Origin of the sequence: Pleomorphochaeta sp. (assembly GCF_050031695.1) — a bacterium.
In the GTDB taxonomy this organism is placed as follows: domain Bacteria; phylum Spirochaetota; class Spirochaetia; order Sphaerochaetales; family Sphaerochaetaceae; genus Pleomorphochaeta.
This window is the reverse complement of the sequence record NZ_JBNAIC010000016.1, coordinates 106,880-119,272: the sequence shown is the minus strand read 5'-3', so window position 1 is coordinate 119,272 and position 12,393 is coordinate 106,880. Positions and strand designations below refer to the sequence as shown.

Here is a 12,393-nt window from a genome sequence, read left to right as displayed (position 1 = left end):
ATGAATAATAATGAAGATATAGAAATAATAGAAAACACTTTACTATCAATTAAGCAAATTACATCATTATTGATAGAAATGGAGCAGTTTTATAATAATGATGAGACTTCTAAAGAAGGCTTGTCAAAAAGACAAGCCCAAGTATTAATATATCTTTCTCAACTTCCAAATCCTCCAAGTATAAGAGAATTATCTAGACTTTTATCAACATCCCATCAAAATGTTAAACAAATTTGTTTAAACTTAGAAAAAGAAAATCTAATTAAGTTTTGTGAAGATATAAAGGATAAGAGAAAAAAACGAATTAAGTTAACTCTAAAAGGTGAAAATAAAGCTAATAAAGTTAATAAATCCATTAAGCTAATTGCTAAAAAAATATCATCAAATTTTGAAAGTAGTGAAATTGATGAACTTGCAAGAATAATTATGAAAGTTCAATTTACAATTGATAATGAAAATTTTGAAATTCGAAAAAAATTTAACAACTAATTTTTTCTTTATTATGGCTCAATTACAAACTTTATATGATTTTATTTGAGGGAGGATTCCTCACATAAGCTTTTCTACTTGTGTATCAAAGAGCTTCAATAAGAAATAATCATTATCTAGATACCCAAACCCCTCTCTTCTTATAGTCTTCCTTTTTATTATTAATTCATTTTATCTAATGCTTTTTTTAGAAACTCATGGAAGTAATTTTGCTGATGGAAATAGTATTAATAAAGGTTTTAAAGAATAAATAGTGATTTATTTAAAATAAATTATGATACTGAAAACTTACAAAGTTTTTTACATACTCTAAGCTTCATAGAGTTTATCCATAGTAGTAATAAAATCTCCCCAATTGGGATTAATCACTTTTTCTCTTTTAGTTAAGTAATATTGGTATTTATACAATAATCTTAAAGCTTTTACTTTAACTCTATTATTTTTATATAAATAATAAATAATCTCATACATTTTTATAGCACGTATATCATCAAGACCTGTATTTTAAGCTTTAGCATTCTCTATCAAATTAATAGCATTATAATCATTTGAAGCAAAATATATATAATTTTTAACAGCAATATGTGCCAAAGATTTGACTTCACCTCTATCATCTTTATTATCTTCTTCAATAATATATTTAGTATTAATAGCAATTCGTACTTCAATTGTATTTCTTAGAATTTGTTCAACTTCATTTAATAAGCTATCATAATGTATTCTTATTTTATCTCTATTATTATCTACAAAAGTTTTAGAATTAGAATCTACTAACTCATCATAAACTGCCTCATGAATTGCAATGTTAGGAAAAGACTCTATAATTGGATTAAGCCAAATACTTTTAAAAGTATCAAATTCAAAATTTATATTTTTCCTATGTGGGCAAATTAAAAAATTTGCATCTAAAGTAATTATCTGATTTGGATTTTCAAATATACTAACTAATGAAGAATTATATTGTAAGTTAACCTTCATCCTTTAAATCTCCATTAAAAAAAGATTCTAATTCATCTATATCATCTTGAGCTATTTCAGATTCATATCCAAAATCACTTGGCGATAAATTAAACAATTGAAGAATTTGTTCAAATTCGTCTTCACTTATTAAATTATCTTCAAAATTTTTTATTATTACTTCAATAATTTCAAAAGATGTCGTATTTTTATTCGTTATACTATTTAATAAATAAAAACTATCACTATTAATAGCTTTACATATTTTGGAAAAATTAGAATTAGTACTTCTTACATCAACTTCTAATAATTCACTTCTTTGATTCTTCGTTATTGCTTTTATTTCAAATAATTCTTCAATTATATAAACATAGGGCAACCACCATTTACAATAAAGTTTTGCTATAAAGCGAATTATTATATTCAACTTAATATTCTTTAGAGTTTTTATTTTAAATTCTTTTATTACAATGTTTAATAATTCATCTTTTGGTAAAATAAATTCTGCAGCAAAAAAATTAGCTTCTAATTCTAGTTGATTATTTTTTTCATCATTTATTCTGCTTAAATGATAACCAGATTTTGTAAAATAATGATATAGTTCATGAGACAAAGAAAAAAGTTGATTATCATAATAATCAGCTGAATTTAATCCAATAAATGCTAATCCTTGATTTTCACTATATAACATAGCTGCTGAGAATGCAGGGTTATTATTATCTGAAGCTATTGGAGTTTCTATTAATATTATATTTAATTGATCTAATAAATTGACTAAATCATTTGCTATTGGTGCGGAACCAATATACCCTAATTTTCTTTTTTCTTCTTGTGCCAATCTTGCTATATTATTTTTTACATAATCATCAAATTTATTGTTTACCATTTTCAAATGTTTTCCTAATCTGTATTTGCTGTTTAAGTGTTAACATCATTGAAAAAAGTTTTTCAACTCCTTTCTTTTCATATTCATTTAAAACTTCACTTTTTAGTGCAATGAATGAGTTATTAGTATCCCTTTCAATAAATAAATCTTTAATATTAAATTCTAAAATATCTGATAAAGCTTCTAATTGCTTAAGAGATGGAACATATTCATCATTCTCTAATCTGCTTATCAAAGCCCTATTAATATCTGTTTTTTCAGATAATAATTTTTGACTCATCTTTTTTTCTTTTCTTTTTTTGAATACTAAGTCTGCCAACATATTTGTTGAAATAATTTCCATTTTTTCCATTATATTTTCTTCCTTCTCCACAATCATATGCTAATTATAATAACATTATTTGTCAAGAAAATTACACTTTGTTATTTAAAATAACATTTATATTACTAAAAATGACTTAGATTTAGGGGAATATGGCTCAATCACAAACATTGTGTGATTTTATTTAATGGTGAATTCCTCACATAAGCTTTTCTACTTGCATCAAAGAGCTTTAAAAAGAAATAATCATCATCTAGATACCCATAGCCCTGTCTTCTTATAGTTTTAATAATATTATTAATTACTTCAATTTTACCTAATGATATATTTGTTGTAGCATGAGCTATAATACCTTTAAAGTGATTATCTAGAAGTCTTTTAAACCAAAGAATAAAACCTGTTTCCATATCAATTATAACTACAGCATATTTATGCCCATTATGGAGTTTAAATTCATCAATTTCTAGAAACTTAGCTTGTTTTTCTAGTTTAATTAATTCAGTTCCATTAATTGTATATTTTTCTTTAAGTCTTACTAAATCTATATCTTTAACAGCATTTTTTCTATGACCTGTAATTTCTAATATTTCTTTATTAGTAAAGCCATAAGCTAAAATATCTCTAGTATATTAATATAATTTAAAAGTAATTCTATGTCATGAAGCTTTAAAAGGAATCTTCTCCATTTTTTTATATCCACAACTAGAACATCTATATCTTTCTTTAACCAAAATAATAGTACTGAGTTTGCTCTAAATACTGAAGGTAATTTGATATATTCCATTAAAGGCATCCTTTTTTATACAGTGTGGTAACTACAACATTGAAGGAATTGCCCCTTTTTTACAATTTATTAAAAAAATCTAATTTTATTATTTAAGATACTAATTCCAAATCACACAAGAAAAGTGATTGCCACTTTATTATCAAAGCATTTTGTTTATTTCTTAATCTATAATCTGCTAAAAATAAAGTAATTAAATTCTTATAGAAATATGTAAATTTACATGTTACTATTTGTTTATAGGAGATAATGGTAATGCCTACAATTGAAATAAAGAACATGCATCTCTACAACAATCAAGTAAAATTGAAATCTAAAACACTGTACTCTAGTGCTAGCGATGCTAAAATTGAAACTAAAAGAAAAGCTAAAATTTCTTTACTTTTAGGTGGATGCAAAAGTGGTAAAAGCAATTATGCATATGATTATGCATTAAGTTTTGGTTATGATAATTCTCAAAGAATTTTAATAGCGACATCTAAAGAAAGAGTTAAAGAAGTATCTGAAAAAAGTAAGAATTTAAATGTAGAAAAAGAAGATAATTTTACAATTATTGAAGATGAATTAAACATTGATTATACTCTTGAAAATCTTCCATCAACTTCTCAAATTGTTATAATTGATAATATCTCTGTCTGGTTAACAAATCTTTTAGACAGTGATGAAAATGTTAAGGAAAAAGAAGAAGCCTTACTTGAAAAACTAAATAATGCTAATGTTGATATTATATTAATATCTAATGTAATGGGACTTGGAATAGATCCAAATGATAATATGGAAAACATTATTCGAGAAGTATCTGGATTATTTAACCAAAAGCTAGCTGCATTATGTGACAATGTAATTTTGATGGTAGCAGGACTTCCATTAAAGATTAAAGGCGAATTACTATAATTAATATATAATAGGAGCAGCTTTCACTGCTCCATCTTTTTAATTAAAATAACAAATATATTCTATCTCTTCTATTTCTATATTTATATAAGTTATTTCATCTTCAACCCAGCATTTATCAAAATCTAAAGTTGCAACAAAACTATATTCATCATTAGAAATTTCACAACTATTTTCATCAATTTCGAAATAATAAAAGCCATTATTAACATTATTTTCAAATCCTGACAAATTTACCCATCCAAACATTCTCTCTTCACTAAATTCAAAAATTTCTAAACCATTTGGGACATTCGCTTCATCATTATTATTGATAACTAAAGTAAATAAGTCTTCACTTAATTTTTCAACAACGTCTATACTAAAATACTCTACACTATCAACTATCTCATCTTCACTATTATCTTCTATTGCTACAATATTTTCTTCTTGGTTAGTATTTAAATCATTCTCTTGATCTGCATCATCATATTTATTTAGCTCATTTAAATATTGCTCAATACTTTCTTCCTCATTTTCACTAATAATAGTTGGATCGCAACTTTGGAATAAATAAGAACTACTTAATATAACAAATAGCATAAACACAATACTGAAAACAGACTTCTTAACATTTATTTTTACTTCTTTTTTTTCTTTATTTTTCATAATATCCTCTTTTTTATTATTTAATTAAATCCCTTATGAAATAAGTTCTTTCATTTTCTTTTGATATAAAAGCTATACTCTCTAACTTATTATCAAGTGATTTTGAATAGGCAAAATCATATATCTCTGAATTAGGTAATTTTGCTTTTAAAACAGTATCTTTATCATCATAGTAGAGAATTGCAACTTGCCTTCCTAAAACTTCTTCTTCATTTTCTAAGTACAAATAAAAAGGGATTCTAAGATTTTCTCTATCAAAATCTTTAGTTATTTCAACTTTCTTGAAAATTTGACCTCTAGTTGAAAGATAATATATCTCCCCATTATCATCTAAATTCCAAGTTGATCCATATATTTCTTTAAGTACACTTAATGCTTCACTACTATCTAAATGTTCTACAGGTCTATTGTTCATTCCTAAAAAAGCTATATAAACAATTAATAGAGATGAAACAAAAACAATAATAAAGACAATCAATTGCTTTTTAGTAAGCTTCTTGCTCTTACTATTCTTTTTAACATTTTCATTTTTTTTTACTTTTGATTTATCCATTCAACCTCCTATTTGTTAATTTTGTTAACAATATTTTTTTTAGCGCCTATATTCATTTTTTAGTCATTTGCTTGATTTTTTCAGTTATTAAGAATTGCAAAGAGTTATTTACTGTTGCAATTCAACTATTTTTTACTTATCTTCTTTTAAGTAAAATTAAGTATTTGAATTTAATTTATAATTTCTATAAAGTGTAATCATGATTGAAAGAAGAATATTACCACAAGCTAAAGCAAAAAAACATTTAGAAAAATTGTTTAATTCATTTGATACTACCAACAAGATATCTGATGAAATATCTTGTGATATTCTTTTCAAAGACAAAGGTTCAATGTTTGGAATTCTTGTATGTTTAGATGAAAGTGATAATGAAGTAATTTTAAAAGCTTTCTCTGCTTCAATTAATTCAACATATATAATAGATGGATATGTCCCACCTTTATTTGATATAGCAGAATTTAATAAAATAGTTGAAAAATATGATTCTAAAATAAAAGAACTTACTAAAAAGATAAAAGAAGGTGATAATGATTTATCTTTACTAAAACAAAGAAAAGAATTAAGTAATAAGTCATTATTAGAAATTCAAGATTTATATAAGTTTTATAATATTGATAAAAAAGAAATTAATTTATCACAAATAAAAAAAGAGAAATATGTACCAACTGGAACTGGAGACTGTTGTGCTCCTAAACTACTTAATTACGCATTTAGAAACAACTTACACCCTATTAGCTTAATAGAAGGCTTTTATGGAAAGTCTACACAAAATAAACAGCATTTAAAAATTTATCCACCTTGTGAAGAAAAATGTTCAATTATTTTACCATATATGCTTAATTTAGATATATTATATGCTGATGATTATATTTGTGTAGTAAATAAACAAGCAAACATTACAACAATTCCTGGAAAGAAAATTGAATTAAAAGATTGTATAACATCAAGAGTTAAATCATTATTTAAAAACTCAATTGACCAAAGTAGTACCCATAGGCTAGATATGGACACATCAGGTCTTCTTGTTTTAGCCTTTGATAAAGCATCTCATAGATCTTTATCAATTCAGTTTCAAAATAGAGAAGTAGAAAAACAATATATTGCATTATTAAGGGGTATAGTCAAACAAGAAGAAGGCGAGATAAATCTACCCTTAAGATTAGATGTAGATAATAGACCTTATCAAATTGTTGATCATCTTCAAGGCAAAAATGCCAAAACTTTTTACAAAAGATTAAACATTGAAAAGAATAAACAAACACAAGAAATTGTTACAAGGATATTATTCATTCCAAAAACAGGTAGAACCCATCAATTAAGAGTTCACTCTAAAGAAATGCTATTTCCAATAGTAGGTGATCGATTATATGGAAAAAGACTAAAAGATGAAAAAAGGATGGCATTACATGCATCCTTTATAAAATTTAAACATCCCTTTACAGATAAAATTATGGAATTTAATTCATCACCTGATTTTTAAATTAGAGATCCTGGAATTATACTTTCTGCATTTAACCTAGCATCGATTACAGCTCTTTTTAGAGAATTCTTCATATCATAATTTTCTATTAAATTAGCAATTAAGGAAGCACTAATTGTGTCCCCACATCCAATTGTATTAACGCATTTTTTAGTTTGTTCAATAGGAATTTGATAAAAACCAGTGTTATCATAAACCCAAATTGGATTAACACCTCTTGAAATAATACTTATAACATTAAACTCATCATATAATTCTTTTACTTTATTTTTAACTTTGTCTAAACAAGCACTACTATCTTCATTCTCTAAAACTTCTTCATTAAAGAAAGTTTTCATGAATTCACTTAGATTAGGTTTTATTATATTTGGTCTATATTTTATGCATTTTATTAATTCATCTTTAGCAATATCTAAGATAACAAATTTATTTAATTCTCTAGCCCTTTTAACAAATGACATATAAATATCTTCTCTATAATTAGGACTTCTAGTTCCAGTAATTAAAAGATAATCATAATTTACAATTTCACTTTCAAATAATGCTCTAATCTTTGAATCTGTTAAAGAATTTACACTAGTACTCTCTTCAACAATTTCAGTGGTACTTTTATCTTTGATTAAGATTGTGCTGCATGTTCTAACCCTAGAATCATCATCTAAAACATACTTTAAACTAATATTATCACGTTTTGTTAAGTCTAACATTCTTTCTTCATCTTGAGTTGCTAGATGAGTTATTATTGCATTATCTATATTTTTTTGTGTTAATACCCTACTAACATTAATGCCTTTTCCACTAGCATCTTCTCTATGAAAAGACTCCCTATTCACTTCACCTATATAAAACTTATCAAACATATAAGTTTTTTGAAAAGTTGGATTTAAACAAACAACTAATGCTTTCTTCATATTTTCACCTATTTTATACAAAATCTATTTTTTTGTTTTTATCAATATTTTCAATATTGGCTTTTTTATAATCTATATTTAACTCTTTAGCAAAATCATTACATAATTTATATGATTTTTCTAAATTATAAGGGGAATGAGCATCTGCATTAGTTACTATTTTAAGTTTATCATAAGTACTAGCTAGTTGCCAAAACTCTTTAACAGGGTAAGGAGCTCTCATATCATTATAAAAACCTTTTACTTTATTTTTAATTATTCCATTTCCATTTACTTCTAATGGTATATCATAATAAATTGCAGCCTCAATTATCTCTTTACTAATTGCTTTTGCTTGATTATCCCATTTAAAATATTGTAAGAAAAATAAATCAGGATGTGCTGCAAAAGAAAATAATCCACTCTCTATCGATTTAATATATTGATTTGTATACGCATTGAGGGCTTTATTATTTAATGTATGATGATGGATTGGAAAATCTCTATCAATTGGTAATTCTAAATAGTGAACACCAAAAATTAAATAATCACATTTTTCAAGTAAATCCTCTAAATAATTATGGTAAGAAGGGAAATAGTCACATTCAAAACCACTTAGTATTTTAATACTTTTATTTTGTTTAGCTTCTCTTTTTTGGCCTAAAGAAAACAAGTTGTCAATATCAACTTGTTTTTTAGTTTCTCCATTATCATTAATTATTTCATTTTCTATTTTTTTTATATTATTTACATCTTCTATATAAGTTTCGAGAGTTTCATAGGCCATTCTACTACGACGCCATCTATTCTCTTTTACAGGACAATGCTCACTAAAACCTAATAATTCTATATTATTAGATTTTGCCTCTCTTACATATTCACTCAATTCGCCTTTTCCATGTCCACAATAAAAGGAGTGGGTGTGCAAATTATATTTAGAATAATTCATTTAACTATTATCTCTCTCTTCAATATTATTAAGATGTTCTTCATATGTTAATGCAGGGATTAATTGTCCTGCTTGATTATGTATATAATACAAATAATTGGTATCTTTAGGAAAGATAGCACTGATAAGAGCTTCTTTAGAACTTAAGCAAATTCCACTAGGAGGAAGTCCTTTTACTCTTCTAGTATTATAAGGTGTTAATTCTTCAAAATCTTCACTTGTTAACTTAGAAGTCCAGTTTCCCATCTCATACCTTGTTGTAGCATCTATTCCAAGTGGCATATCTTTTTCTAATCTATTATGAATAACACTTGATATAATCGGCATCTGCTCTACATTCTGAGTTTCTGCTTGAATTAAAGATGCTATTATAACAATATCATTAATACTATAGCCCATTCGTGCGATATCATTTACATAAGGAGATAGTGTTGAAAGAGTATTGTCAACCATGGTTAGTGCTAATAAATTCACATCAAAATCATTTGTTATCTTATAAGTTGCAGGAGTAAACCACCCTTCTACAAAATCAAAACCTTTTTGAGCACAAACATTAACACAGGCATCATAAAAATCGCCACTATCAATTAAATTTCTACTTGTAAGCATTTGATCTATTTGATCTATTGTTGAAGCTGGATAAAACGTAAGAATAGTTTGATCTATTTCAATTATTGAATTTACAATATCTTCAATACTACTGTTTTTATCTATTATATAAACACCACTTCTAAGTTTTGTATCATAACCATTTTCAACTACATAATTTAAAAACTCTTCTTTATCACAAACACCATTTTCTTCAAGTAATGATGCAATTTGTGTTGCACTTAAACCGTTATCAATGATTATTTTAATATAATTATCATTTAACTCTTCATTTTCAATATTAATTATATGGTTTACTTCATTTATATTATTATTTTTATTTTCACTTATTTGAAGAGCACTTATATCTTCTAAATTTTCACCAACAAAAATAAACTCTGGCTCAATATAATCCTCATGGATCGGTTGAACTATTTCTCTCTTAAGCTCATTTGATAAAGTTATTTTAGCATTATCTACAAATAGGTTAAAATCAAAAAAGAAGAAATTAACTGCTATAAACAAAGCTAAAACAATTATTAATAAAATTAAGTAAATAAATCTAAAATTAAACCTTGCATTAATTCTATAATTCAAGATTTTGTACATCAAAGATTTTTTCTCTTTATTGATTTGAGCCCTTTCATTTAACTGAGCATTAGTTAATCTTCTCTGCCTTTTCTTTTTTATTGACATACTTGCTTCTAAAGCTTTATCAGTACTAGATTGTTTAGAATTCATTAATTCTATAATCTTATTTAATGAATCACTATTTTTAGATTTATTACCTTTTTTCTTTGCTTGAGAACTTTTTGATATAGAGCCCTTTGTCTTTTTATTATTAGTAGTAGTAGAGAGTGTTTTTTTTTTATCAGTATTACTTTTCTTTGTCTCTTTATCTTTATTATTAATATAAGCAGTTGATTTAGTGCTTTTTACTTTACTAATTGTTTTTGAAGAATTTTGTTTTGCATTTTGATTGACAGGACGTTTTGTAGGCCTTGTTTTTTCTCTATATAAAGGTCTTTTCTCATCTTTTTTATTTACTTTTCTAGAGGATACAGAATCAATAGATTTCTTATCTTTTGAAGTAGAAGCTTTTTTTGTAATTGAAGATGTAGTACCTTTTAAATTTAAATCTGTTTTCTTTGATGTTGATAAACTACTTTTTTTATTAGAAGTATTTTTATTTGAAATAGAAGTTTTATCACTTTTTTTACTTGTAATAGAATCTTTTGCCTTTTTTTCTGTAGAAGTTGTTTTAACATCTTTTTTTACAGCTTTCTTTTCAGTAGAAGTAGAACTTTTTGTTTTATTTGAGGGGGTAGATTTTGTTGTATCTTTAGTAGATGTGTTAAAAACATCAAGTTTTGCACTAGGGATACCTCTAACAGATTTCCTAGATGGTACATCTATATATGAATTATCTTCACTTTTTTTTATATTTTTTTTAGCTTTGGTATCAACTTTAGTTATTGGCTTTTTAGCTCTTTTTTTAACAGAGCCTTCTATTCTTTCTCTAGCTCTTTCATTTACTAATGATTCTTTTGATGAAGATTCCATCTTTTTTACATTATTATTATTTTCAGTTTCTTTCATTATCTTCACCTTTAAGTATTAAATCTATAGTTGATTTTTCAAAAGTTCCAGCTTCTTTCAATTCTATTATTTTATCTCTCTTTTTCTTTATTATATCCTCAATTTTACAAATTTGCGAATTACAATTATTTATTTCTTGATTTAATTGCTTTATTTTTTTTCTCTCATGGGCAATTTGTGCTGATAATTCGGAAATAAAGATTTCATTGTTTAGTTTTTCTATATCTTCTTCAAGGCTATCTATTAAAGCAAACTTGATGGTAATATCATCAATTAAAGAGATTGCTTTTTTCCCAATCTCTTTAGAAGTTATTTCATCAGGAAGAACTTTATATAATTCTTTTCCTAAGAGTATTGCCGAATTAGTTTGAGCTTCGAATAATGTGTTAATTTCACTCTTCATCTCTTCTAATTTTCTATTTGGTGATTCTATATCTTCTGTTTGGATTTCTTCTATTTGTTTTTCATAAGTTTTTATATTTTCTTCAATAGCCTTTCTTTGAATTGTTACAACTTTTAAATTATTTAAATATTTATCTTTATTTTTAAGTACTAGCTTATCTTCTAAATTTTCTTTTAATATAAAATTAGCACTCTCTATAAATAAATTTAATAAAGATTTTTGCATACTATCTAATTGCTTTTCATAAAGAGCAGTTAATAAAATAATAGTAGTAGAATCTCTCTTCTTTGCAATATTACTCATCTTTCTATGAATCTGATTAAATATTGTATCTAATTTCTCAACAAGCTCTTGATCTAGCTGTTTATTAACATAGGCTTCATAAATTGCTGCACCAAAACGAGATAATTCTTTACTCTCTTCTTCTTTTTTTACTAACAACTCATCACGTAATGAAAAAATCTCACTTCTATTTTCATTAATAACTTCAACTTTACTTTTTAGAGAATTTTTCTTTAGTAATATTTTAGAATATTTATTTTTAGAAATTTCATAATTTGCAAGTTCAGTTACACAAAAAGAAAAAGCTTGATCTTTAACATAAAAAGCTACATTTTCACCTAGATTTTTATATAATTGGTTTAAAAGCTTTGTTTCTGATGCTATTTCTTTCTTTATTATTTCTATCTTTTCACTACAACTATATGCCATAACAATAATATAACAAATAATTGTTTCCTTGACAAAGATATTAATTCTTTTATATGCTCAAAAGCAATTGATATTGCAGGACTTTTATTAGTTTATCAATTTTTACCCGAGTGTGACCGCAAGGTATCCTTGGCGCTAAGGTAGTTTCCTTTTACTAGCCTTAGTTTAATTATGTAGTTATATTATAAATATAACAACCAAAAAGGAGCTACACTAAAACTCATTGAGTGTAGTTTATAG

General features: G+C 25.3%; 14 protein-coding genes. 3 read left to right on the top strand and 11 right to left on the bottom strand.

The window, feature by feature from the left end:
- A complete protein-coding gene (locus ACPKM0_RS03645) occupies positions 1–489 on the top strand; it encodes a MarR family transcriptional regulator (protein ID WP_472473449.1) in 489 nt (162 codons plus the stop codon).
- Between the two features lie 504 nt (positions 490–993).
- On the opposite strand, the gene ACPKM0_RS03640 is transcribed toward ACPKM0_RS03645, so the two are convergent.
- The 5 genes from ACPKM0_RS03640 to ACPKM0_RS03620 all read right to left on the bottom strand — a co-directional run bounded on the left by ACPKM0_RS03640 (position 994) and on the right by ACPKM0_RS03620 (position 3,438).
- A complete protein-coding gene (locus ACPKM0_RS03640; protein ID WP_472473448.1) occupies positions 994–1,467 on the bottom strand; it encodes a hypothetical protein in 474 nt (157 codons plus the stop codon).
- Positions 1,457–2,332, bottom strand: coding sequence for an ImmA/IrrE family metallo-endopeptidase (locus tag ACPKM0_RS03635; protein ID WP_472473447.1), 876 nt, complete (start codon positions 2,330–2,332; stop codon positions 1,457–1,459). The genes ACPKM0_RS03640 and ACPKM0_RS03635 overlap by 11 nt, the downstream gene beginning before the upstream one ends.
- Positions 2,319–2,711, bottom strand: a complete 393-nt coding sequence (locus ACPKM0_RS03630) for a helix-turn-helix domain-containing protein (RefSeq protein WP_472473446.1) — start codon at positions 2,709–2,711, stop codon at positions 2,319–2,321. The genes ACPKM0_RS03635 and ACPKM0_RS03630 overlap by 14 nt, the downstream gene beginning before the upstream one ends.
- 104 nt (positions 2,712–2,815) lie before the next feature.
- Positions 2,816–3,061 carry a transposase gene (locus ACPKM0_RS03625; protein ID WP_472473445.1) on the bottom strand — a complete coding sequence of 82 codons (246 nt, stop codon included), beginning with the start codon at positions 3,059–3,061 and terminating at the stop codon, positions 2,816–2,818.
- Positions 3,062–3,264: 203 nt separating this feature from the next.
- The gene (locus ACPKM0_RS03620; protein WP_472473444.1) at positions 3,265–3,438 is read right to left on the bottom strand and encodes a hypothetical protein; all 174 of its coding nucleotides are present in this window, start codon (positions 3,436–3,438) and stop codon (positions 3,265–3,267) included.
- Between the two features lie 255 nt (positions 3,439–3,693).
- Between ACPKM0_RS03620 and ACPKM0_RS03615 the strand changes: the two genes are divergently transcribed.
- Positions 3,694–4,332 (top strand): bifunctional adenosylcobinamide kinase/adenosylcobinamide-phosphate guanylyltransferase, encoded by a 639-nt coding sequence (locus tag ACPKM0_RS03615; RefSeq protein ID WP_472473443.1) that lies wholly within the window; start codon positions 3,694–3,696, stop codon positions 4,330–4,332.
- Positions 4,333–4,371: 39 nt separating this feature from the next.
- Here the strand turns inward: ACPKM0_RS03615 and ACPKM0_RS03610 are convergent, their stop codons facing one another.
- Positions 4,372–4,980, bottom strand: coding sequence for a hypothetical protein (locus ACPKM0_RS03610; protein ID WP_472473442.1), 609 nt, complete (start codon positions 4,978–4,980; stop codon positions 4,372–4,374).
- A 16-nt stretch (positions 4,981–4,996) separates the two neighbouring features.
- Positions 4,997–5,533 carry a hypothetical protein gene (locus tag ACPKM0_RS03605; protein ID WP_472473441.1) on the bottom strand — a complete coding sequence of 179 codons (537 nt, stop codon included), beginning with the start codon at positions 5,531–5,533 and terminating at the stop codon, positions 4,997–4,999.
- 199 nt (positions 5,534–5,732) lie between these two features.
- Here ACPKM0_RS03605 and ACPKM0_RS03600 point away from each other — a divergent pair, with 199 nt between their 5' ends.
- Positions 5,733–7,013, top strand: a complete 1,281-nt coding sequence (locus ACPKM0_RS03600) for an RluA family pseudouridine synthase (protein WP_472473440.1) — start codon at positions 5,733–5,735, stop codon at positions 7,011–7,013.
- On the opposite strand, the gene ACPKM0_RS03595 is transcribed toward ACPKM0_RS03600, so the two are convergent.
- The 4 genes from ACPKM0_RS03595 to ACPKM0_RS03580 are packed head-to-tail and all read right to left on the bottom strand — an operon-like array spanning position 7,010 to position 12,153.
- The gene (locus ACPKM0_RS03595) at positions 7,010–7,924 is read right to left on the bottom strand and encodes a PfkB family carbohydrate kinase (RefSeq protein ID WP_472473439.1); all 915 of its coding nucleotides are present in this window, start codon (positions 7,922–7,924) and stop codon (positions 7,010–7,012) included. The two genes, ACPKM0_RS03600 and ACPKM0_RS03595, sit on opposite strands and share 4 nt — an antisense overlap.
- Positions 7,925–7,937: 13 nt before the next feature.
- Positions 7,938–8,852 carry a histidinol-phosphatase gene (locus ACPKM0_RS03590; RefSeq protein ID WP_472473438.1) on the bottom strand — a complete coding sequence of 305 codons (915 nt, stop codon included), beginning with the start codon at positions 8,850–8,852 and terminating at the stop codon, positions 7,938–7,940.
- Complete coding sequence (gene mltG / locus ACPKM0_RS03585) at positions 8,853–11,039, bottom strand: endolytic transglycosylase MltG (RefSeq protein WP_472473437.1); 2,187 nt, start codon at positions 11,037–11,039, stop codon at positions 8,853–8,855.
- Complete coding sequence (locus ACPKM0_RS03580) at positions 11,026–12,153, bottom strand: hypothetical protein (protein WP_472473436.1); 1,128 nt, start codon at positions 12,151–12,153, stop codon at positions 11,026–11,028. The genes mltG and ACPKM0_RS03580 overlap by 14 nt, the downstream gene beginning before the upstream one ends.
- Between the last annotated feature and the right edge of the window lie 240 nt (positions 12,154–12,393).